19 protein-coding genes are annotated in these 22039 nt (G+C 67.9%); 10 read left to right on the top strand and 9 right to left on the bottom strand.

Annotation, left to right across the window (positions count from 1 at the left end):
- Nucleotides 1–112: 112 nt before the first annotated feature.
- Nucleotides 113–1759, top strand: coding sequence for a PglL family O-oligosaccharyltransferase (locus ASC92_RS15340; protein ID WP_056517066.1), 1647 nt, complete (start codon nucleotides 113–115; stop codon nucleotides 1757–1759).
- A gap of 22 nt (nucleotides 1760–1781) precedes the next feature.
- On the opposite strand, the gene moaC is transcribed toward ASC92_RS15340, so the two are convergent.
- Nucleotides 1782–2264, bottom strand: a complete 483-nt coding sequence (moaC, locus tag ASC92_RS15335; protein WP_056517873.1) for a cyclic pyranopterin monophosphate synthase MoaC — start codon at nucleotides 2262–2264, stop codon at nucleotides 1782–1784.
- A gap of 54 nt (nucleotides 2265–2318) precedes the next feature.
- On the opposite strand from moaC, the gene ASC92_RS15330 reads away from it, so the two are divergent.
- Nucleotides 2319–3881 (top strand): M48 family metalloprotease, encoded by a 1563-nt coding sequence (locus tag ASC92_RS15330; RefSeq protein WP_056517061.1) that lies wholly within the window; start codon nucleotides 2319–2321, stop codon nucleotides 3879–3881.
- A gap of 9 nt (nucleotides 3882–3890) precedes the next feature.
- On the opposite strand, the gene ASC92_RS15325 is transcribed toward ASC92_RS15330, so the two are convergent.
- The 3 genes from ASC92_RS15325 to ASC92_RS15315 form a co-directional block, all read right to left on the bottom strand.
- Nucleotides 3891–4247, bottom strand: coding sequence for a phage holin family protein (locus ASC92_RS15325; protein WP_056517057.1), 357 nt, complete (start codon nucleotides 4245–4247; stop codon nucleotides 3891–3893).
- An 87-nt stretch (nucleotides 4248–4334) separates the two neighbouring features.
- A complete protein-coding gene (locus ASC92_RS15320) occupies nucleotides 4335–4799 on the bottom strand; it encodes a hypothetical protein (protein WP_056517054.1) in 465 nt (154 codons plus the stop codon).
- 79 nt (nucleotides 4800–4878) lie between these two features.
- A complete protein-coding gene (locus tag ASC92_RS15315; protein ID WP_056517053.1) occupies nucleotides 4879–5628 on the bottom strand; it encodes a TerC family protein in 750 nt (249 codons plus the stop codon).
- 495 nt (nucleotides 5629–6123) lie between these two features.
- On the opposite strand from ASC92_RS15315, the gene ASC92_RS15310 reads away from it, so the two are divergent.
- Both ASC92_RS15310 and ASC92_RS15305 read left to right on the top strand, forming a co-directional pair.
- Complete coding sequence (locus tag ASC92_RS15310; RefSeq protein ID WP_056517871.1) at nucleotides 6124–6597, top strand: DUF3717 domain-containing protein; 474 nt, start codon at nucleotides 6124–6126, stop codon at nucleotides 6595–6597.
- A 2-nt stretch (nucleotides 6598–6599) separates the two neighbouring features.
- Nucleotides 6600–6905 (top strand): putative signal transducing protein, encoded by a 306-nt coding sequence (locus ASC92_RS15305; protein WP_056517050.1) that lies wholly within the window; start codon nucleotides 6600–6602, stop codon nucleotides 6903–6905.
- A 10-nt stretch (nucleotides 6906–6915) separates the two neighbouring features.
- Here ASC92_RS15305 and ASC92_RS15300 read toward each other — a convergent pair whose 3' ends face one another.
- Nucleotides 6916–7476, bottom strand: coding sequence for a YaeQ family protein (locus ASC92_RS15300; protein WP_056517047.1), 561 nt, complete (start codon nucleotides 7474–7476; stop codon nucleotides 6916–6918).
- Complete coding sequence (purB, locus tag ASC92_RS15295) at nucleotides 7476–8855, bottom strand: adenylosuccinate lyase (RefSeq protein ID WP_056517043.1); 1380 nt, start codon at nucleotides 8853–8855, stop codon at nucleotides 7476–7478. Before purB ends, ASC92_RS15300 begins: the two co-directional genes overlap by 1 nt.
- 129 nt (nucleotides 8856–8984) lie before the next feature.
- Here purB and ASC92_RS15290 point away from each other — a divergent pair, with 129 nt between their 5' ends.
- Nucleotides 8985–9596 (top strand): glutathione S-transferase N-terminal domain-containing protein, encoded by a 612-nt coding sequence (locus ASC92_RS15290; protein ID WP_056517040.1) that lies wholly within the window; start codon nucleotides 8985–8987, stop codon nucleotides 9594–9596.
- Between the two features lie 267 nt (nucleotides 9597–9863).
- On the opposite strand, the gene ASC92_RS15285 is transcribed toward ASC92_RS15290, so the two are convergent.
- Nucleotides 9864–10478 carry a glutathione peroxidase gene (locus ASC92_RS15285; RefSeq protein ID WP_056517036.1) on the bottom strand — a complete coding sequence of 205 codons (615 nt, stop codon included), beginning with the start codon at nucleotides 10476–10478 and terminating at the stop codon, nucleotides 9864–9866.
- 128 nt (nucleotides 10479–10606) lie between these two features.
- Between ASC92_RS15285 and ASC92_RS15280 the strand changes: the two genes are divergently transcribed.
- The 3 genes from ASC92_RS15280 to ASC92_RS15270 all read left to right on the top strand — a co-directional run bounded on the left by ASC92_RS15280 (nucleotide 10607) and on the right by ASC92_RS15270 (nucleotide 12990).
- Nucleotides 10607–11464: a hypothetical protein gene (locus tag ASC92_RS15280; protein WP_056517030.1), complete on the top strand. Its 858-nt coding sequence runs from the start codon at nucleotides 10607–10609 to the stop codon at nucleotides 11462–11464.
- A gap of 83 nt (nucleotides 11465–11547) precedes the next feature.
- Nucleotides 11548–12438, top strand: coding sequence for an RNA polymerase sigma-70 factor (locus tag ASC92_RS15275; RefSeq protein ID WP_056517026.1), 891 nt, complete (start codon nucleotides 11548–11550; stop codon nucleotides 12436–12438).
- Nucleotides 12439–12528: 90 nt separating this feature from the next.
- On the top strand, nucleotides 12529–12990 hold the full coding sequence (locus ASC92_RS15270; protein WP_056517023.1) for a carboxymuconolactone decarboxylase family protein: 462 nt from the start codon (nucleotides 12529–12531) through the stop codon (nucleotides 12988–12990).
- 18 nt (nucleotides 12991–13008) lie between these two features.
- Here ASC92_RS15270 and ASC92_RS15265 read toward each other — a convergent pair whose 3' ends face one another.
- Both ASC92_RS15265 and glnE read right to left on the bottom strand, forming a co-directional pair.
- Nucleotides 13009–14151 carry a septal ring lytic transglycosylase RlpA family protein gene (locus tag ASC92_RS15265; protein ID WP_056517020.1) on the bottom strand — a complete coding sequence of 381 codons (1143 nt, stop codon included), beginning with the start codon at nucleotides 14149–14151 and terminating at the stop codon, nucleotides 13009–13011.
- A 130-nt stretch (nucleotides 14152–14281) separates the two neighbouring features.
- Nucleotides 14282–17077 carry a bifunctional [glutamate--ammonia ligase]-adenylyl-L-tyrosine phosphorylase/[glutamate--ammonia-ligase] adenylyltransferase gene (glnE, locus tag ASC92_RS15260; RefSeq protein ID WP_056517018.1) on the bottom strand — a complete coding sequence of 932 codons (2796 nt, stop codon included), beginning with the start codon at nucleotides 17075–17077 and terminating at the stop codon, nucleotides 14282–14284.
- Nucleotides 17078–17102: 25 nt separating this feature from the next.
- On the opposite strand from glnE, the gene ASC92_RS15255 reads away from it, so the two are divergent.
- Nucleotides 17103–21227: a YhdP family protein gene (locus ASC92_RS15255; RefSeq protein WP_056517016.1), complete on the top strand. Its 4125-nt coding sequence runs from the start codon at nucleotides 17103–17105 to the stop codon at nucleotides 21225–21227.
- Nucleotides 21224–22039: a carbon-nitrogen hydrolase family protein gene (locus tag ASC92_RS15250; protein ID WP_056517014.1), complete on the top strand. Its 816-nt coding sequence runs from the start codon at nucleotides 21224–21226 to the stop codon at nucleotides 22037–22039. The genes ASC92_RS15255 and ASC92_RS15250 overlap by 4 nt, the downstream gene beginning before the upstream one ends.

Raw genomic sequence — 22039 nt, 5'->3', positions numbered from 1 at the left:
CGCAGGCCTCCGGAGGCGCGCGTGCCGCTCGTCGGCCCCGGGCAACCGCTCGGAAATATTTGTTGCGAGACCGTTAAAGGTGCGTGCGCCTCGACATTGCACAATTCCGCCGATGCCCTCCCTCAGCGCGGCGCTGATCGCCCTTCCTTTCTTGTTTCCGTGGGTGGCCGGTCCGTCCGTCAATGTCTGGCAGCTGCTTTGCGCGTGGGCCTGCGTTGCCTTCTTGTTGCTCTTGGGAGACGCGAGGGAAAAGACGCCGAGCGGCGGCGTGCTGTGCTGGCTGATGCTCTGCGCTGTATGCATCGTGCTTTTTCGAGGCGAAGTGCCGGGCTATTGGGTCCCCGCCTGCGCCGCGATGGCGGTTATCGCAATGGCGGCGCTGGTGGGTGCGCGCATGTCGAGTGCCGCCGCCGCTTCTGGCGCCCTGGCGTGGGGGATTCTGGCCGCCGGTCTCGTCAGCGCCGTCCTCGGCCTGCTCCAGTACTACGGCCTCGCCGAACCCTTGGCCCCCTGGACCACCTCGCCCCCGCTGGGCCAGGCCTACGGCAATCTGAGGCAGCGCAATCAGTTCGCCACGTTGATCAGCATGGCGCTCGTCGCGGCGCTGTGGCTCTACGCCACGCAGGCCTCGCCGCGCACACGGCGCGGGCTGGTGGTTGCCGCCTTGCTGTTGCTGGTGGCCCAGGCGGCATCCACCTCGCGGACGGGTTTGCTGCAACTGCTGTCGATCGTCGGCGTGGCGAGTGTCATCGCCTGGAGGGAGCGCCGGAGTGTTCCTGGGTCGGCCGGCCCGCGTGTTTTCAGCTTGCCGCCCCCGATGGCGTTGTTGGCCGCGATCCCGCTCTATTTCGCCATCTGCTGGGTGCTGCCGCACCTGGTGGCTGGCGGCGGGGTGGAAGGAATGTTGCAGCGCCTCGAGAAGGGCGCGCCCGACGACCACAGCCGCCTGATCCTCTGGCACAACGTGCTTTCGCTGATTGCCGAGCGTCCGTGGACGGGCTGGGGCTGGGGCGAGCTGAGCTTTGCCCACTACAGCACGCTGTACCCAGGCCCGCGATTCTCCGAAATCCTGGACAACGCCCACAACCTGCCGCTGCACCTGGCCGTGGAGCTCGGCATTCCCGCGGCGGTGCTGATCTGCGGCGGCTTCGTCTGGATGGTGCTTGCCGCCAAGCCGTGGCGCGAGCGCGATCCGGCGCGCCTGATGGCATGGGGCGTGCTGGCCATGATCGTGCTGCACAGCCTGCTCGAGTACCCGCTCTGGTACGGGCCGTTCCAGTTGGTGTTCGGCCTGTGCCTCGGCATGCTGTGGCCGGGTCGGACGTCCGTGCGATTTTCAAAGGCGCCGCGGGTGTCTGCCTTCGCTGCGGCAGCGCTCATGGCGATCGTCGTGTACGCAGGCTGGGACTACATCCGCATCAGCCAGATCTACATGCCTCGCAGCGAGCGCCTGCCGGCGTACGAGGACGACACGCTCGCCAAGCTGCGAGGCTCGTGGCTCTTCGGGCGCCAGGTGGGTTTTGCCGAACTGACGCTCACGACGGTGACCCCTGCCAACGCGGCCGGCATGTACGCGCTCGCCGAACGCACGCTGCACTTTTCACCGGAGCCACGCGTCATCATCAAGCTGATCGAAAGCGCCGAGTTGCTTGGGCGCGAAGACGAAGCGCGGGCCCAGGCCGAGCGTTTCCGCATCGCCTTTCCCGCGGCGTTCAATCGCTGGCTCGAGGAGCCTGCGGGCGATGCGCCCGCGCCGTGAGCATCGGGGCGTGCCCGGTGACTTAGCCCGCCACCCAGCTCCCCGACTTCCCCCCATGCTTCTCCAGCACATGCACATCGGTAATCCGCATTCCCCGGTCCACCGCCTTGCACATGTCGTAGATCGTCAATAGCGCCACCTGCACCGCCGTCAGCGCTTCCATCTCCACCCCGGTCGGCCCGACCGTCTCGACGGTCGCCGTGCAGGTCACCTGAGGCACCGCCCCCGCATCGGCAATCGCAAACGCCACCGCCACGCGCGTCAACGCCAGCGGGTGGCACAGCGGAATCAGGTCGCTCGTCTTCTTTGCCGCCTGGATGCCCGCGATTCGCGCGACGCCAAGCACGTCGCCTTTCTTGGCCGTTCCGGACTCGATCAGCGCCAGCGTCGCCGGCTGCATCTCGATGCGGCCGGTGGCCACGGCCACGCGGTGGGTGGCGGACTTGGCGGCCACGTCGACCATGTGTGCCTGTCCCTGGGCGTCAAAATGGGTGAGAGAGCTCATGTGTGAACGATCGGGTTGGAGGTGCATCATACGAGCCCGAGCCACAGACGAGGAATGCCGCGCTTGACTCCACGACACCCCAGAAAAAGCCAGCTGAAGCCCGCCCTGCGGTCGCTGTGCGCTACGTTCCTGATAGCTTCGCAGGTGCTGTTGCCCACATCGGCCCTGGCGCAGATGCAGGTGCTGCCCGGCCTCGGCGACGGCGGCGAGATGACGGCCAGCGCCGAGCGCCACCTGGGCGACCAGATCGCCCGCGAGCTGTACCGCGACACCGACTACATCGACGACCCGGTGATCGCCGCCTACGTGCAGGACATCTGGCAGCGCCTGCTGGCGGCCGCCCGCGCGCGCGGCGAGCTCACGCCCGAGCTCGACGAGCGCTTCGCCTGGACGATCCTGCTGGGCCGCGACCGCAACATCAATGCCTTCGCGCTGCCGGGCGGCTACCTGGGGCTCAACCTCGGCCTCGTTGCCGCGGTCGGCAGCCGCGACGAGCTGGCCACGGTGCTGGGGCACGAGCTTTCGCACGTCACGCAGCGCCACATCTCGCGCATCATGACCCGGCAGGGCAAGCAGATGCCGTTGATGCTCGCCGGCCTGATCCTCGGGATGATCGCGGCCGGCAAGAGCCGCAACGGCGATGCAGGCCAGGCCGTGATGATGGGCAGCCAGGCGCTCTTTGCGCAGAACCAACTGAGCTTTTCGCGCGACATGGAGCGCGAGGCCGACCGCATCGGCTTCGGCGTGATGACGCAGGCCGGCTTCGCGCCGCAGGGCGCGGCCGCGATGTTCGAGAAGCTGCAGTACGCCTCGCGCCTCAACGACAACGGCTCGTACCCCTACCTGCGCAGCCATCCGCTGACCACCGAGCGCATTTCCGACATGCAGGGCCGCTTCCAGTTCCGCATGGACGCGGCGCCGCCGGTCCCGCTGGCGATGGACCACGCCATGATCGCCTCGCGCGCCCGCGTGCTCACGCGCCCGGGCGTCGACGTGCTCCGGCTCTGGGTCGAATCCGCCTCCAGCGGCGAGTTCGCGAAGAGTTCGCCGGCCCAGCAGGCCGGCACGCTGTACGCGGCTGCGCTGTCGGCCAGGGAGATGCGTGACTACAAGACGGCCCGCGCACTGGCGGAGCGATTGGCCGCGCGCACGGCGGACGACCCGGCCGCGGCGAAGCAGGCGCGCTGGCTTGGCGCGGAGATCGAACTGGCCGCGGGCGCAGCGCCGAAGGCGGCCGCGCTGCTCGATGCCAGGTCGAAGGAGCGGCCCGAGATGCTGCTCGCGGCCGAAGCCGCGGCGGCAATGCGACAGCCCGCACCGATGGTTCCCGTGCTGCGCGACTGGGTCGCCGCGAACCCGCGCGATGCGGGGGCGTGGCACGCGCTCGCCAACCTCTACGGCGCGCAGAACGACACGCTGCGCGCGGTGCGCGCCGATGCCGAGGCGAACGTGGCGATCCTCGACTACCCGGCCGCGCGCGACCGTTTCAAGGCGGCGCAGGAACTCATTCGCCAGTCCAAGGTGGTCGATCACTACGAGGCGTCGATCGTCGACACCCGCGCACGGGCCGTGGAAGTGCTGGTGAAGGAGCAGGCGGCCGAGCCGCCGCTGAAGTAGCCGCTGCGCTCAGCGCCTGCTGGGCACCAGCCCGCCCAGCGCGGCCTCGATCAGCAGCCCCAGCAGCGAATACAGCAGCGAGCCGATCAGCGCGGCCACGAAGCCGTTGACGTGAAAGCCGCCGAGCAGCCCCGACGCGGCCCAGAAAAGCAGCGCGTTGATCACGAACAGGAACAGCCCGAGCGTGATGACGGTGACCGGCAGCGTCAGCACCACCAGCACCGGCCGCACGACCATGTTGAGCAGGCCGATCACCGCGGCCGCGATCAGCGCGGAGCCGAAGCTGGCAACCTGGACACCGCTGTAGAGATAAGCCACCGCCAGCAGCGCGACGGCGCTGAGCAGCCATTTGATGATGATGCGCATATGGCGGGCAGGATACCCCAGGGCCTGTAAAACAACGAGCCCCGGGGCGTTGCCGCACCGGGGCTCGTCGGGGAGTTTCGTGCCGTCTTACTCGGCCAGCTCGTTCGCCAGCACCAGCAGCGCACCCATGCCCATCACGGCGCCGGGAAAAGCCCAGCCCGATTGATGGGCCGGTGTCTGCTCCGGCGTGACCGGTTCCAGGTCGACGCCGATCTTCGGGCGGCGCGCATCGACCACGTGAACGGCCGAGTGCTCGCGCTTGAGCTGTGCCGTCAGTTCGGCCAGCGGGCCCTTGGCCAGCACCGGGGTCACCTGGCCGCCATTGCGCTCCAGCAGCGGCAGCATCTGCGCCTGCACCTTGCTGAACCACTTGGCGCGCCAGTTCTCGCGCGCGCTGTGGCTCACCCACTTGCTGATGCGATGCGTCATGCGCGGCGCGCAGGCCACGAGCACCCAATGGCGTGCCACGACGCTGTTCGCGTCCGGCGCAAGTTCGGCGAACTGCCCACAGGCGTAAGTGACGTCGTCGACATAAAGAATGACCTTTTCCATGGGGTGCTCCTTCAGGTAGTTAGAGTGACTGGGACTGGTTCGGACAGGAAGTTCGGGGCAGGGGAGCGACCACCGGCGTTCAGCTGGCCGTCGCCGCCTGTTCTTCATTCTTGTTGCGGGCATGCCGCGCGGCCGCCCACTTGCCGATTGCCAGCACCAGCAGCGCACCGGCCACGCCGGCGGCGTACTTGATCACGTCGGTCTGCGGCACCTTCGGCACCCAGGTCCAGGCGGCGGTGTTCGCCAGCGCGGGGTCGGACACCGCCATCGTGCCGGCGATCCAGCCGAGCAGCATGCCGCCCAGCGTGATGATCATCGGGAAGCGGTCCATCAGCTTGATGACCAGCTGGCTGCCCCAGACGATGATCGGGATGCTCACGAGCAGGCCGAAGATCACGAGCGGCATCTGGTGGCTTTCGCCCGCGCCTTGGGCGGCGCCGGCAATGGCGATGACGTTGTCCACGCTCATCACGAGGTCGGCCACGATCACGGTCTTGACCGCGCCCCACAGCTTGTCGCTGCCGGTGATGTTGCCGTGTGCGTCGTCATGCTCGGGGGCCAGCAGCTTGACGCCGATCCACAGCAGCAGGATCGCGCCCACCAGCTTCAGGAACGGAATGGCCAGCAGGGTCAGCGCGAAGAAGATCAGGATCACGCGCAGCACGATGGCGCCGGCGGTACCCCACAGGATGCCCTTGGTGCGTTGGGCCGGCGGCAGCTTGCGGCAGGCCAGCGCGATGACGACGGCGTTGTCGCCGCCGAGCAGGATGTCGATCATGATGATCTGACCGACCGCGACCCAGAACTCCGGGGTCATGAACATTTCCATAGATTCCTCTTTTGTCTTCGCGCCCCTGTCTCTCCCTTCAGGGGCGGCGACGGAGGCGCATGCAGATGCGTTTCGATTCATCCCATGCGGGGAAGGTCGAAAGCGAGGAATGAAGGCCGGGTGACACCGGGGACTCCAGAGACTGGCGACGCTTCGACCAAACCTGCACAGGTTCAAATCGAAGGTCTCGCTCGACAGCGCTGCGTGCGAGTGCACGTACGTTGTCCGGCAGGCCGGAAGTGTTTTGCTTCGTATTGACGACCTGACGATTCGCGCTGCGGTGGACAGCGGTCGGGAGCTACTCCCCTTCGTGGGGGAATTAGAGCATCGAAGCTCGCGGCGGCGCAATCGAAAGTTTTCAGGGGTTTAAAGAGAACCGCCTCGAGAAGCGCATGAACAGTGCGCTGGATGCTCTTTTATTAATAGCAATCTTGTCCCTTCGCCGTTTCGGGACATTGCCGGACTATGATCGCCGTCCGCTGCATTTTCACGTTCATGGCCGCCATACACATCACCGACATCGAGGCCGCCATCAACCACTGGCGCGAGAAGACGCCGTCGCCCGACGGCGTCACGCTCGGCCCCGAATTGCGCGCGCTGGCCGAGGTCTACGCGCTCATGGTCTTCCATCACGAGGACGAGGTCGACGAGCTCGGTTTTCCGCCCAAGGCCTGGGCCGCCTGGATGGCCTGGTACGAAAGCACGCCCGACACCCCCTGCATCGCGATCTGCTCCACCAGCCAGGGCGACGACGAATGCAAGGGCTGCGGCCGCAGCTTCGACGAGGTGCAGCACTGGCCCGCCATGACGCCCGTCGAGAAGCGCGCCACCTGGCGCCGCATCACGATGGAAGACTCGGCCTGGCGCTTCAACCGCTATGCCGAGCGCGCACGCGAAGCCGAGCCCTCGCCGCCATCCGCGGCCGAGCCCGAGTTCGACCCCGACGACGAGAAAAACTGGGCCCCCTGACCATGCGCCGCCTCGCGCAAGCCCCCAACCTTGCGATCGCGGCCGTGTGGGCGCACGCCTTGCGCGAAGAAGGCGTGGCCGCCACCGTGCAGCGCGAATTCCTCGGCGCGGTGATGGGCCAGCTGCCGCCCGACCAATGCCTGCCCGAGATCTGGATCGACGACGAGGCCCAGTTCGACCTCGCCAGGCGCCTGCTGCATGAACTGCAGCATCGCCCGCAGCGCAGCTGGCGGTGCGTGTGCGGCGAGCAGGTCGAAGGCGGCTTCGAGCAGTGCTGGCAGTGCGGCGCGATGATGCCGGCGGTTTAACCGCGCGGGGCTACTTCCACTTGAGCAACTCGACGTCGATGCTGTTCACGCCGTCGCCCAGCGTCAGCGTGTTTTCCTGGATCGTCGCCTGCAGCTGCATGCTGCGCTGCGCCAGCGCGGCCAGTGCCTGCGAGGCATTCGTCGGCACGCGATAGACCTTCAGGTTCTGCGGCCGCGTGAGCTTGTTCTCGATGCCGCGCCACCAGATCTCGGCCGCGTGGTTGAAGCAGTAGACGATCACCTCGTCCGCCTTGCCGCAGGCCTTGATGACGGGCTTGTCTTCCGGCTGGCCGACCTCGATCCAGATCTTCACTTCGCCCGTGAAGTCGCGCAGCCAGACGTCGGGCTCGTCGACGTTCGACAGGCCGGCGCCAAAGGCCAGCGTACCGTCGCCGTTGCACACGTCCTGCAGCTGGTGCGCGTTGAGCGCGAGCGCGACGAGCCGGATCATCATCCGCTCGTCGGTCTCGCTCGGGTGGCGCGCCAGCGTCAGCGCATGGTCGGCGTAGTAGCCGTGGTCGATGTCGGCGACCGCGAGGTTGGCCTTGAAGATGGTGGACTTGAGCGCCATCAGACGCGCTTCGCCAGCTCGGCGGCCTTGCCGACGTAGCTCGCGGGGGTCATGGCCAGCAGCAGGTCCTTTTCGGCCTGGGGAATCTCCAGCGACCGGATCAGCCCGTGTAGCGCCTCGGCCGTCACGGTCTTGCCGCGCGTCACTTCCTTGAGCTGCTCGTAGGCGCCCTGCACGCCGAAGCGGCGCATCACAGTCTGGATCGGCTCGGCCAGCACTTCCCACGAAGCATTGAGGTCTTCGGCCAGCGCTTCCTCGTTGAGTTCGAGCTTGCCCAGGCCCGTGGCCAGGCTCGCGTAGGCCAGCGTGGCATAGCCGAAGGCCACGCCGATGTTGCGCAGCACCGTGCTGTCGGTCAGGTCGCGCTGCCAGCGGCTGATGGGCAGCTTCTCGCTCAGGTGGCGCAGCACTGCGTTGGCCAGGCCCAGGTTGCCTTCGGCGTTCTCGAAGTCGATCGGGTTGACCTTGTGCGGCATGGTCGAGGAGCCGATCTCGCCCTTCTTGAGGCGCTGCTTGAAATAGCCCAGGCTCACGTAGCCCCAGATGTCGCGCGAGAAGTCGACCAGGATCGTGTTGGCGCGCGCCACCGCGTCGAACAGCTCGGCCATGTAGTCGTGCGGCTCGATCTGGATGCTGTACGGCTGGAAGTTCAGGCCCAGGCCGAGCGGCGCGGGCGTTTCGATGACCTTGCGGCTGAAGGCTTCCCAGTCGAACTCGGGCCAGGCGGCCAGGTGGGCGTTGTAGTTGCCGACCGCGCCGTTCATCTTGCCCAGCAGCTGCACCGAGGCAATCTGCGCGCGGGCCTTCGACAGGCGCACCGTCACGTTGGCGATTTCCTTGCCGACCGTGGTCGGGCTGGCGGTCTGGCCGTGCGTGCGCGAGAGCATCGACACGTCGGCGAACTGGTGCGCCATTTCGCGCAGCTTGGTGATCAGGCCGTCGATGGCCGGCAGCACCACCTTGTCGCGCGCGGCCTGGATCTGCAGGGCGTGGCTGGTGTTGTTGATGTCTTCGCTGGTGCAGGCGAAGTGCACGAACTCGGCGGCTGCGAGCAGCTCGGGCCGGGCTTCGAACTTGGACTTGATCCAGTATTCGACCGCCTTCACGTCGTGGTTGGTGGTTTTCTCGATTTCCTTGATGGCCAGCGCGTCGGCCTCGGAAAAGTGGGACACCAGGCCCAGCAGGTACTTGCGGGCGCCGCCAGTAAGGGGCTTGAATTCGGCGAAGCCGCAGTCGGACAGCGCAATGAACCACGCCACCTCGACTTGCACGCGGCGGTGCATATAGCCCTGTTCGCTCATCAGCGGACGCAACGCCGCGAGTTTGGCCGCATAGCGGCCGTCAAGGGGGGAGAGGGCGGAGACGGTGGAAAAGCTCATGCCCGAATTTTAGGCGGCCGCCGGTCCGTGGGGTGGTCCCGACAGATTGCGGCTGATTCGGGGCTCCGGTTTCCTCGTTCACCTAAAATGACTTTCAACAAACGTCAATCAAGCAGGGAGAGAGTCTTCATGAAACTGATCGGATCCGCCGCCAGCCCTTATGTGCGCAAGGTGCGCGTGGTGCTGGCGGAGAAGCGGCTCGATTACCAGTTCGTGCTCGAGGACGTCTGGGCCGCCGACACCACGATCTCCCATTCCAACCCGCTCGGCAAGGTTCCCTGCCTGATCATGGAAGGCGGCGAGGCGATGTTCGACTCCCGCGTGATCGTCGAATACCTGGACACCCTCTCGCCGGTCGGCAAGCTGATTCCCCAGCAGGGTCGGGAGCGCGCCGAGGTCAAGACCTGGGAGGCGCTGGCCGATGGCGTCATGGACGCCGGCGTGCTCTGGCGCCTGGAAGCCACCTGGACCGGGCGCAGCGACGGCGAGCGCAGCGCAGCCTGGATCGAGCGCCAGCGCAACAAGGTAGAGGGCGGAATTGCCGCGATGGCCAAGGGCCTGGGCGACAAGCCCTTTTGCAGCGGCATCCACCTGAGCCTGTCGGACATCGCGGTGGGCTGCACGCTGGGCTGGCTGGACCTGCGCTTTCCCGATATCGACTGGCGCGGGGAGCACGGCAACCTGGCCAAGCTGTACGACAAGCTGATGCTGAGGCCCAGCTTCATCGACACCAAACCCTGAAAAAGGCGCCGCGAGGCGCCTTTTCAACGTCTGCGGCTGGAAGACAAAAATGCTGCGAGGCGCCCCGACGCGAAGGAGGGAGGGAGGGAGGAGGAGAAGAATCGCCTCGGGATTTCGACCGGACGGCAAGCGCCCGGAAGACCTCGCAACATGAAAACGGGTGGGCAATCACTGCCCACGCGAGTTAGGAGCGCGGCATCCGCCGGACGGTTCCCGCTGGTTTGGTAAACGTTTGTGTCTTCAAATTCCTCACCGGGCGCATCGGTGTCAATTGGGTCCGAGCTGCTTCTCGATGACGTTCACGAAGCCGTTTTCATCCGGCGCCGTCATGCTCGACCACGCCTGCACGACCTTGCCGTCGCGCCCGATCAGGTATTTGTAGAAATTCCACTTGGGCGTGGTGCCCGAGGCCTGCGCGAGCTGCTTGAACAGCGGATTCGCGTCGGTGCCGCGCACCGATGATTTGGCGAACATCGGGAATTTCACCCCGAAAGTGCTTTCGCAGAAGTCGGCAATTTCCTTGTTGGAACCCGATTCCTGGGCAAAGTCATTCGACGGAAAGCCCAGCACCACCAGCCCGCGCGAGCGGTATTTCATGTCCAGCGACTCCAGCCCCTTGTATTGCGGGGTGAAACCGCAGAAGCTGGCCGTATTGACCACCAGAACCACCTTGCCGGAATACTGGCACAAAGATTGGGGTTTTTCATCCTGCAGCCTTGGGAAGGTGTGTTGCAGGATTGCAGGGCATCCCGAGGCCTCTGCCGGAGCGGGTGCCGCGGAGGCCGTCTGGGCTTGTGCCGGCACGATCGAAACGAGGCCCGCCACGAGGGAAACCGCAGGGGCGCATCGCCAGAGCGTCGACAATAAGAAAAGGGTTCGCATCGCGGGATCCTGGTTCAAAAGGGAGGTGTGCATCCGTGCCGCAACGGCGCGCGTATTCGCATCATCGCGCGTCTGTCATGGTCGCGCCAAACGGGCCGACTAAAATCGGCGGCCAAAGAAAGACATTGATGCTCTATCCGGAACTCTTCAGACAACTCGAATCCGTCCGTTGGGACATGGACAAGGACATTCCCTGGCAGTCGTTCGACGCTTCCTTGCTGTCGGAAGAGCAGGCACAGACCATCAAGATGAATGCGATCACCGAGTGGGCGGCGTTGCCGGCCACCGAGATGTTCCTGCGCGACAACCGCCACGATAGCGACTTTTCCGCTTTCATGTCGATCTGGTTCTTCGAGGAGCAGAAGCATTCGCTGGTGCTCATGGAATACCTGAAGCGCTTCAGCCCCAAGCACGCGCCCACCGAGCAGGAACTGCACGAAGTGCGCTTCGACTTCGACCCGGCCCCGCCGCTCGAAACCCTCATGCTGCACTTCTGCGGCGAGATCCGCCTGAACCACTGGTACCGCCGCGCCGCCCAGTGGCATACCGAGCCGGTCATCAAGCACATCTACACCACGCTGAGCCAGGACGAAGCCCGCCACGGCGGCGCGTACCTGCGCTACATGAAGCGCGCGATGGAAAAGTTCGGCGACGAGGCCCGTGCCGCGTTCACCAAGGTCGGCGTCCTGATGGCCAGTGCCCGCCGCACCGCGCAGGCGCTGCATCCGACGAACCTGCACGTCAACAAGGCGCTGTTCCCGAACGACACCATCCAGAGCCGCATGCCCGACCCCGATTGGCTGGAGCACTGGCTCGACAAGCAGATCAAGTTCGATGCCGTCTGGGAAACCAAGGTCGGCGAGCGCATCCTGCACAACCTGAGCCTGCTGATGAACCGCAGCTTCAAGACGGTGCAGGAGCTGAACCGCTACCGCAAGGAAGTCGCGGCCACCCTCGGCCCCAAGCCTGAATACCAAGGCGCGTAAACAAAACCTCGCCCCGCACCCCGGGGCGATTTTTTTGGAGTTTCGGGGTTCACAACCTGCGGGTGCCAACCGTCTAATCGGGCATGGACGACCCGACCCTCGCCTTCGACAGCCACCGCCGCCGCCTTCAGGGCATTGCCTACCGCATGCTCGGCTCCATGGCCGAGGCCGAGGAGGTCGTGCAGGACGCCTGGCTGCGCTGGCACGAAGCCGACAAGGCCAGCTTCGACAGCGCCGAAGCCTGGCTCGTGACGGTGGTCACCCGCCTGTCGATCGACCGGCTGCGCGCCGCCAAGGTCCAGCGCGAGCACTACATCGGCGCCTGGATGCCCGAGCCCGTGCTGACCGATGCGTCGGAAAGCCCCGAACAGCTGCTCGAGCGCGCCGACAACATCTCCGTCGCCTTCCTCGCCGTGCTGGAGCGCCTCGCGCCCGAGGCCCGCGCCGCCTTCCTGCTGCGCGAAGTCTTCGACGCCGACTATGACGAGATCGCCCGCACGCTCGAAAAGACCGAGGCCGCCTGCCGCCAGCTCGTGCACCGCGCCAAGGCGCAGGTGCAGGAAGGGCGCCCGCGCTTCAGCGTGCCGCGCGAAACTCACCAGCGCCTGCTGCGCGCCTTCGCCGACGCCGCCGCGCGCGGCAGCCTGCAGGACCTGAAGTCGCTGATGGCCGAGGACGCCGAACTCATCGGCGACGGCGGCGGCAAGGTGCAGAGCTTCAGCAAGATCCTGCGCGGCAGCCAGCGCCTGGCCCAGCTGTACTTCGCGCTCTGGCGCCGCATGGGGCCGGCGGTACGCATGGAACTGGTCGAGATCAATGGCGAGCCCGGCATGCTGCGGTTTTTCGACGGCGAACTCGAATCGGCCCAGACCTTCGAGATCGAGAACGACCGCATCGTGCGCATCCGCGCGCAGCGCAACCCGGACAAGCTGGCGCACATCGCACGCCTGTATTTTTCTTCGCCGAAAAAATAATTTCGCGCGACGTGTCACAAGGCGTTCGGCCGCCACGTCTTCAGGGGGTAGGCAGATTCGTTTCAACCCACTCATTGGAGTCAGAGCACCATGAACAGCACCCCCCGTCTCAACTGGTACAAGACCGTCCCCAAGGCCTTCCAGGCCATGCTCGGCGTGAACGGCGCCTTCGAGGCCAGCACGCTCGGCAAGACACTGCTCGACCTGGTCTACGCCCGCGTCTCGCAGATCAACGGCTGCGCCTATTGCCTCGACATGCACGTGCGCGACCTGCGCCAGCAGGGCGAAGACTGGCAGCGCATCAACAGCCTCGCGACCTGGCGCGAAGTAAGCTTCTTCAGCGAGCGCGAGCGCGCCGCCTTCGCCTGGGCCGAAACGCTGACGCGCCTGTCCGAGCACCATGGCGGCCGCGACGCCGAGTTCGAGGCGCTGCAGGCGCATTTCAGCGAAGTCGAGATTGCCGAGCTTTCCGTCGCCATCGCGCAGATCAATGCCTGGAACCGCATGGGCGTCGGCATGCGCATGCCGGTGGCCGCCAAGGCCATGCCCTGAACCGCCTCAGGGCAGCGCTCAGCGGCGCTCCACCACCATCGGCGAGATGCGCAGGCTCTCGCGCAACTGCGTGACCGCCTCGCCGGCCGCATTGCGCGAGGCGAAGGGACCGGCCTGCAGCCGGTGCGTGCCAGCCTCGCTGAAAACCCGCAGCTGCGATGCCAGCGAAGGCACGCCGCGGGACGCCTGGTTTTGCAGGCTCTCCGCGCCTTCGCGTTCGCGGAACGCGCCGAGCTGCACCCAGAAGCCCGGTAGGGCGATGGACGGTGCGGGCGCTCCTGCCCGCAACGGGGGCGGCGGCGAAGGTGCGGCCTGCAGCGGCGCGAGGTCGTTCACCACGATGGCCTGGCGCGGCGGCGTGGAAGGCGGCCACTGTGCCGATTCGGTTTCGGCGCCGGGCGGATTGGTTGTCGCCATCGGTGTCTGCGGCGCGACCGGCATCGTCGATGCGGGCGGAGGGATGTCGTTGTCCGCCGCGGTGATCGGCGCCACCCATTCGGCCGGCACCCGCACCTGCTGCGCGCTCGCCACGCGCGCTGGCGGTACTCGTGCGGAGACGGGTACGGCCACAGGGGCGGACGCGGGCGCCGCGGCGTAGGCCGTGCCGGCGTCGCGCCGCCATGCGCCGGTGCGGATCTCCTCGTTGGTGATCCGCTCGATCTCCACCGGCGCCACGCCGCGCAGCAGGTCGAGCTTCAGCGCGGCCGTGTAGCTCAGGTCGATGACGCGGCCGTCCACGAACGGCCCGCGGTCGTTCACGCGCACGATCACCTCGCGCCCGTTGGCGGGGTTGCGCACGCGCACGTAGCTCGGCAGCGGCAGCGTCTTGTGCGCGGCCGTCATGGCGTACATGTCGTAGGGTTCGCCGCTCGAGGTGGATGCCGCATGGAACTTGCGGCCGTACCACGAGGCCAGCCCCGATTCGCGGAAAGGCCGGTCGTCGGTGATCGGCTGGTAGCCGCGGCCCAGCACGGTGTACGGCTTGCTGGTGCCGCCGCTGGCACGGACGGATTCGATGCGGGGCTCGGCGTCGGGCACGCTGGCGAGGTCCGGCGGAATGTTCGTGCCCGGCCCGTCGCGGCCGCTGGCAACGCCGCCCCCGCTGCGCGGACCGCTGGCGCAGCCCGCAAGAAGGATGGCGATTGCGACTGCAGCACACACTGCCGCAGCTTCTCGATACGGTTCGCGCCAGAAACACCGCGGAACCGGCTTTGCCGGGCCGCCGGTGTTGCCCCCTGCAAGGGGGGAGGCGAAGCGACACGAAGTGCGCGAAGCCTGGGGGTGAGCCAAGTCAGCCAAATACGGCCTTCCATAGTGCCAGCATGGCGTCGCGCTCGGCGGCCAGTGCGGGCGGGGTGACCTGCGTCGGTTCTTCGTTCAGGCGCGCGCGATGCTGCACGCGGCGCAGCTCGCGATAGGCCCGTGCCGCATTGCGGCCCACGCCTTCAGGCAGCAGTCCCGCGAGTTCGGCGCGCAGCAGCAGTGCGATGTTGCCCACGTTCGGGATCAGCTCGGGGTGCTCGCCCGACGACGACAGCACCAGGAACTGCACTGCGAATTCGGCGTCGACCATCCCGCCGGGGCTGTGCTTCACGTCGAAGCGGTCGGCCTTCACCGGCCGCGCGCCACGCAGCTTGTCGCGCATGGCGATGATCTCGGCCTTCAGCGCCTCGCGGTCGCGCGGCGATACCAGCACGGCCTCGCGCACCTGGTCGAAACGCGCGCCCAGCTCGGCGCCGTGGTCCTCGCTGCCGAGCACGAAGCGCGCGCGCGTCATGGCCTGGTGTTCCCAGGTCCACGCGGTGTTGCTGCCGCGGCCGAGCTGGTACTTTTCGTAGGCCTCGAAGCTGGTGGTCAGCAGGCCGGAGTTGCCGTTGGGCCGCAAGGCGGTGTCGATCTCGAACAGGTCGCCTTCGCGCGTCTTCACCGTGAGCCAGTTGATGAGCTTGCGCACGTAGGCCGCGTAGACCTCGCCAGCGCGCTCGTCGTCGTCGTCATAGACGAACACGATGTCGAGGTCGCTGCCGTAGCCCAGTTCCTTCCCGCCCAGCTTGCCGTAGCCGATGATCGCGAACTGCGGCACCTCGCGGTGCCGGTTGCGCACGTGCGGCCAGCACCAGTGGGCGGTCACGCGCAAGGTGGTGTCGGCCAGCGCGCTCAGGTCGTCGGCCACCTGCTCGACGGTGATGCGGCCGTCGACGTCGCGCGCCAGCGTGCGGAACACCTCGGCGTGGTGGGCGTGGCGCAGCAGGTTCAGCAGGCGCTCTTCGTCGGCTTCGCCGGTGCGGGTGAGCGAGGTGTGGCGCGCCTCGAGCTCGCGCTCGAACTCGGCGGCCACGAAGCGGCCCGACAGCATTTCGTCGCTCGCCAGTTCGTCGATCACGCCCGGGTGCTGCATCAGGTAGCGCGCGGGCCACTTCGCGGCGCCGAGCAGGCGCAGCAGGCGTTCCTGCACGGCCGGGCGCTCGACCAGCAGCGCGAGGTAGCTCTCGCGGCGCAGCAGCGGCTCGATCCAGTCGGCCCAGCGCAAGGCCGCGTCGACGTGGCGCGGCGTTTGTCCCGGGCCGTCGCCATCGGGCTCCTTGAGCCATTGGCCGGTGCGCTGCACCAGCTGGCGCAGCCGCCCGCGCGTCTCCTCGCGCAGGGCGAGCACGCGCGGCGTTTCGCACCAGTCGCGGATGCGGTCGGCGAAAGCGGCCGGCAGATCGTCGAGCAGATCGGCGAGATCGGCCGGCGCGGCGGAGGCCTTCTTGCCATTGCACTTGCCGTTGCAGGGCTTCTCGCCGCCGAGCAGCTTGTCGAACTCCTGCGCGACGAACTCGCGGTGCGTGTCGAGCTGCTCGAGGAAGGCGCAGCAGTCGTAGCCCATGGTCTGGGCAATCCAGCGCAGGTCGTCATCGGACACCGGCAGCGCGTGGGTCTGCTGGTCGTCGAGGTACTGGATGCGGTGCTCCACGCGGCGCAGGAACTCATAAGCCGCGGCCAGCGCATCGGCGGTTTCCTGCGGCATGAGGTTGGCGCGCGCGAGGCGCTGCAGCGCATCGAGCGTGGGCCGCGTGCGCAGTTCGGGGAACTGGCCGCCGCGTACCACCTGCAGCAGCTGCACGGTGAACTCGATCTCGCGGATGCCGCCGCGCGACAGCTTCACATCGTTGGCTCGCTCCGGCCGCCCGGCGCTGCGGCGCGCCGACTGCTCGCGGATCTGCCGGTGCAGCACGCGCAGCGAATCGAACACGCTGTAGTCGAGGTAGCGCCGGAACACGAAGGGCAGCACCGCACCGCGCAGCCCCTGGGCCTGGCCCGCGAGCACGATGTCGCGCGGCGCCACCACCCGGCTCTTCATCCAGGCGAAGCGCTCCCATTCGCGGCCCTGCACCTGGAAATATTCTTCGAGCGCATCGAGCGAAACCACGCTCGGGCCCGAATTGCCGTTGGGCCGCAGCGCCAGGTCGACGCGGAACACGAAACCGTGCTCGGTGGTGTCGCCCACCAGCGCATAGATGCGCTTCACGGCGCGCGAGAAGTACTCCTGGTTGGCCAGCCGGCCGCGGCCGTCGGCGTCGCCCTTCGTTTCGCCGTCGACGTCGTAGAGGTAGATCAGGTCGATGTCGCTCGACACGTTGAGCTCGCGCGCGCCGAGCTTGCCCATGCCGACGATCCACAGCTGCGAGCGCTGGCCCTCGGGGCCGAGCGGCGCGCCGTGCACCGCGTCGAGTTCGTGGCAGGCGTCCTGGCACGCAATATCGAGTGCCAGCTCGGCCAGTTCGGTGACGGCGGTGGTCACCACGGCCAGCGGCGCCTGCTCGTCGCAGTCGAGCGTCACGAGCCGCTCCATCACGAGCTGCCGCACAATCCGAAGTGCATCGCCGACGCTGTCCCCACGCCGGCGCAATGCCTCGTAAGCCACCATCATCGACTCGCGCCGCGGCGCACCAGGGGGAAGCAATGAAAGCTCGGCCGCATACCTGCGACGCAGGCGCTGCACGAAGCGTGAGTAAGAAGATGACGCGGCCTGCGTCGAAGTGTCTGGCAAGTGGTTCACACTGATGCTGGTTTCCGTGGAACCCCTCTGAATGCTGGCGGTCATAATTCCCGACACAGCGCGATCCTCAATGAACGACACGGCGTCTTCCCCTTCACGTCTGCTCAAATTAACCGCTGTGACAGCGCGCTGGCTGCTGAGTCTGTTGATCGCTGCATGGCTTCTGCTGGCACTGTCAGTCGTTGTCCTACACGCGTGGATTGTGCCGCGAATCGGCGATTTTCGCGGCGCACTGGAGGCACAGGCTAGCAAGGCGATCGGCGTGCCGGTCCGCATCGGATCGATCACCGCCCGCTCCGAAGGGCTTTTCCCGGCCTTCGAATTGCGCGACGTGGTGCTGCACGACGCCGGCAACCGCGAGGCCCTGCGCCTCGTGCGCGTGGTGGCCAGCGTGTCGCCGCGCTCGCTCTGGAGGCTCAACTTCGAGCAGCTCTACATCGAGGGTCCGCAGCTCGACGTGCGCCGCGACACCCAGGGAAAACTCCATGTGGCCGGCTTGCACATGGCGACAGACACGAGCGGGGAAACCCGCGGCGCCGACTGGTTTTTTGCCCAGCGCGAACTGGTCATCGAAGGCGGCACCGTGCGCTGGACCGACGAGCAGCGCCAGGCCGAACCGCTGCTGCTGACCGACGTGCGCTTCGTCGCGCGCAACAGCGCCCGGCGCCACGGGCTGCGGCTGGACGCCACGCCGCCGGCCGGCTGGGGCGAGCGCTTCACCCTGCGCGGCCAGTTCCGCCAGCCGCTGCTGTCCATCCGCAGCGGCCACTGGCAGACCTGGGACGGCCAGCTCTATGCCGACCTGCCCTACATCGACGTGACCCGGCTGGGCCAGTACGTGTCGCTCGACGCCCGCATCCGCGAAGGCAACGGCGCGCTGCGCGTGTGGGCCGACGTGGACGACGGCCAGGTCGTCGGCGGCGCGGCCGACCTGGGGCTCGACAAGGTCGACGTGTCGCTCGACAAGGGCCTGCAGCCGCTGGTGCTGCGCGCCGTCACCGGCCGCCTCGCGGGGCAGTTCACCGAGGAGACGCTGGAGTTCTCGACCACCGCGCTGCAGTTCGACACCAGCGACGGCCTGCGCTGGCCCGGCGGCAACCTGTGGCTGCAGCACACGCCGAACCGGGGCCGCACGCCCGAGCACGGCGCGCTGCGCGCCGACCGCCTCGACCTGGCTGCGCTGGCCCTCATCGCCGACCGGCTGCCGCTGGGCGATGCCACGCACCGCGTGCTCGACGCCTACGCGCCACGCGGCCTCGTCGAGCACGTCGACCTGAACTGGCAGGGCCCGCTGGGGGCGCCCAGCCGCTACCAGGCCAAGGGCCGCGTCAGCGGCCTGCGCATCGCTTCGCAGCCCGGCAAGACGGATGCGGCAACCACCCCGCCCAGGGCGCATCCCGGCACTCCCGGCCTGAGCGGCGCCGCGGTCGATTTCGACGCCACCCACACCGGCGGCACTGCCACGCTCGCCATCGCACAGGGCACGCTCGAGTTCCCGGGCGTGTTCGAAGAGCCGGTCATTCCCATCGACCGGCTCTCGGCGCAGCTGCAATGGAAGCTCGACAACGGCAACGCGCAGCTGCAGCTGTCGAAGCTGCGTTTTGCCAACACCGATGCCGAGGGCGATGCCGAAGCCACCTGGCGCACCAGCGACCCGGCTGTCTCCAGCGGCCACGGGCGCTTTCCCGGCGTGCTCGACCTGCAGGGCAAGCTGACCCGCGCCGACGGCACGCGCGTGTTCCGCTACCTGCCGCTCGACATTCCCCAGCACACGCGCGACTACGTGCGCAACGCCGTCACCAAGGGCATCGCCAGCAGCGTCGACTTCCGCGTGCGCGGCGACCTGCACGACATGCCCTTCATGGACCCGAAACAGGGTGACTTCCGCATCGCCGCCAAGGTGGCCGACGTCAACTACGCCTACGTGCCGCCGTCCTCCGCGCCGCTGCGCAACGGCACGCCCGCCCCGGTGTGGCCGCCGCTCACCGGCCTGTCGGGCGAGCTCGTGTTCGAGCGCGCCGGCATGCTGGTGCGCAACGCGCGCGGCCGCATCGTCGGTGCGCCCGGTGTCGAGATCACGAAGGCCGAGGCGCAGATCCCCGACATGTCGCACCACGCCTCGATGCTGCGCGTCGATGCGCAGGCCAAGGGGCCGCTCGGCGAGGTGCTGCGCGCGGGCGCGCCGCTGGCCGGAGAAACCGGAGAGATCATGCGAACCGCGCGCGCCACCGGTTCGGCCGACTACAAGCTGCACCTCGAACTGCCCCTCGCGGCCATGGAAAACGCCAAGGTACAGGCCACCGTGGCGCTGGCCGACAACGAGCTGCAGGTCGTGCCCGAGGCGCCTTCATTCACGCAGGCCAAGGGCACGCTCAGCTTCACCGAAACCGGCTTTTCGCTGGCCGGCGTGCAGGCCAGGCTGCTCGGCGGCGACATCCGCGTCGAAGGCCGCGGCCGCTTCACCGGCCCGAATCGCGAAGTGGCCTTGAAGGCGCAGGGCACGGCCACGGCCGAGGGCCTGCGCGGCGCGCGCGAGGTCGACTGGCTCGCCCGCCTCGCGAAGAAGGCGACCGGCAGCACACCCTATGCGGCCACTTTCTCGATGCGCGACGGCACGCCCGAGTTCTCGCTCACCAGCAGCCTGCAGGGCCTGGCGCTGCAGCTGCCGCCGCCGCTCGTGAAGACGGCCGAAGAGCAGATGCCGCTGCGCATCGAGAAGAAGGTGCTCGCACGCGAAACCACGAAACAGGGCGCCATCGTGGCCACGCAGGACCAGCTCTCGCTCGACCTTGGCCGCGTCGGCGCCGTCCAGTACGTGCGCGATCTCGTCGGCAACGAGGCACGCGTGCTGCGCGGTAGCATCGGCGTCGGCCTCGCGGCGGGCGAGACGGCCAGCCTGCCCGACAAGGGCGTGTTCGCGAACGTCAACGTCGCCAAGCTCGACATGGCGGCATGGCAGGCGCTGCTCGGCGAGGCGACCGGCACCGGCACCGAGACCGCGGAGCGCGCCGACGACCCCTCGCAGGCCTACCTGCCCACGCGCATCGCGGTGCGCGCGCAGCAGCTCGGCATCGCGGGCCGCACACTGCACAACGTGGTGCTCGGCGGTACGCGCGACGGCGCCGTCTGGCGCGCCAACATCGACGCCACCGAACTCAGCGGCTATGCGGAATACCGCCACGCGCAGGCCGGGCGCCTCCATGCGCGGCTCGCGCGGCTGAAGATCGCACCGGCCGAGGCCACGCAGGTCGAGACCCTGCTCGACGAGCAGCCCGGCACCCTGCCGGCCCTCGACATCGTGATCGACGATTTCGAACTGCTCGGCAAGCGCCTCGGCCGCGCCGAGATCGATGCGGTCAACCGCGGGGGCGCGAGCCGCGAATGGGCGCTCAACAAGCTGACCTTCACCATGCCCGAGGCCAGCTTCGCGGCCAAGGGCACCTGGGCGGCGGTGCCCGGTGCCGCGGCCGGCCAGCGCCGCACCGCCATGACGTTCAAGCTCGACATCACCGATGCCGGCGACCTGCTCACGCGCTTCGGCATGCCGGGTGTGCTGTCGCGCGGCCGCGGGCGGCTCGAGGGCGACGTCAACTGGCGCGGTTCGCCGTTCTCGCTCGACTACCCGAGCCTGGGCGGGCAGCTGCAGGTCGACGTGGAGCAGGGCCAGTTCCTCAAGGCCGACCCGGGCCTGGCCAAGCTGCTCGGCGTGCTGAGCCTGCAGGCGCTGCCGCGCCGGCTCACGCTCGACTTCCGCGACGTCTTCAGCCAGGGCTTCGCCTTCGACTTCATCCGCGGCGACGCGAAGATCAACAAGGGCATCGCCAGCACCAACAACCTGCAGATGAAGGGCGTCAACGCCGCCGCGCTGATGGACGGCTCGGCCGACATCGTGCGCGAGACGCAGAACCTGCGCGTGGTGGTGGTGCCCGAGATCAATGCGGGCACGGCCGCGCTCGTGGCCACCGCCATCAACCCGGCCATCGGCCTGGGCACCTTCCTGGCCCAATGGGTATTGAGCAAGCCGCTGGCGGCGGCCGCCACGCAGGAGTTCCATATCGAAGGCACCTGGGCCGACCCCAAAATAGCGAAGGTGCCACGCACGCTGCAACTGCTGCCCCACAGCATTCCGGCCATCCCCGGCCTGCCGGGTTCGCCGGCCGCGAACGAAGGCAAGAAAACGGAGACCACGCAATGAAAGTCGCAGCCATCCAGATGGTGTCGGCCATCGCCCGCGAAGCCAACCTCGCCCGTGCCCACGGCCTGCTCGCGCAGGCGGCCGCAGCCGGCGCCGAGCTCGCGGTGCTGCCCGAGTATTTCTGCATGATGGGCGCACGCGACACCGACAAGCTGGGCCTGCGCGAGACCGCCGGCGCGGGCGCGGTGCAGGGCTTCCTGGCCGATGCGGCGCGCGAGTTCGGCCTGTGGATCGTCGGCGGCACGCTGCCCATCGAGAGCAACGATGCCGAGCACGTGTTCAACAGCTCGCTGGCCTTCTCGCCCGAGGGGCAGTGCGTGGCGCGTTACGACAAGATCCATCTGTTCTTCTTCGACAACGGCACCGAGCGCTACGACGAGCGTCGCGTCATCGCGCCCGGTACGCAGCCCGTGGTGTTCGACCTGCCATCGCGCGACGGCCACAGCTGGCGCGTGGGCATGAGCGTCTGCTACGACCTGCGCTTTCCCGAGCTCTACCGCGCGCTCGCGAAGCAGGGCGCCGACCTGCTGCTGGTGCCCAGCGCCTTCACGCGCACTACCGGCGCCGCCCACTGGGAGGTGCTGCTGCGCGCCCGTGCCATCGAGAACCTGGCCTGGGTGGTCGCACCCGCGCAGGGCGGCACACACGAGAACGGCCGCCGGACCTGGGGCCAGTCGCTGATCGTCGACCCTTGGGGCACGGTGGTGGCGCAGCAGGACAGCGAAGAAGGCGTGGTGCTGTTCGACATCGATGCCGCAAGGGTCGAGAGCACGCGCGCGCAGCTACCCGTGCTCTCGCACTGCGTGATCTAG

It is taken from the genome of Variovorax sp. Root411 (assembly GCF_001425205.1).
In the GTDB taxonomy this organism is placed as follows: domain Bacteria; phylum Pseudomonadota; class Gammaproteobacteria; order Burkholderiales; family Burkholderiaceae_C; genus Variovorax.
This window is presented reverse-complemented; position numbering and strand designations above follow the sequence as displayed.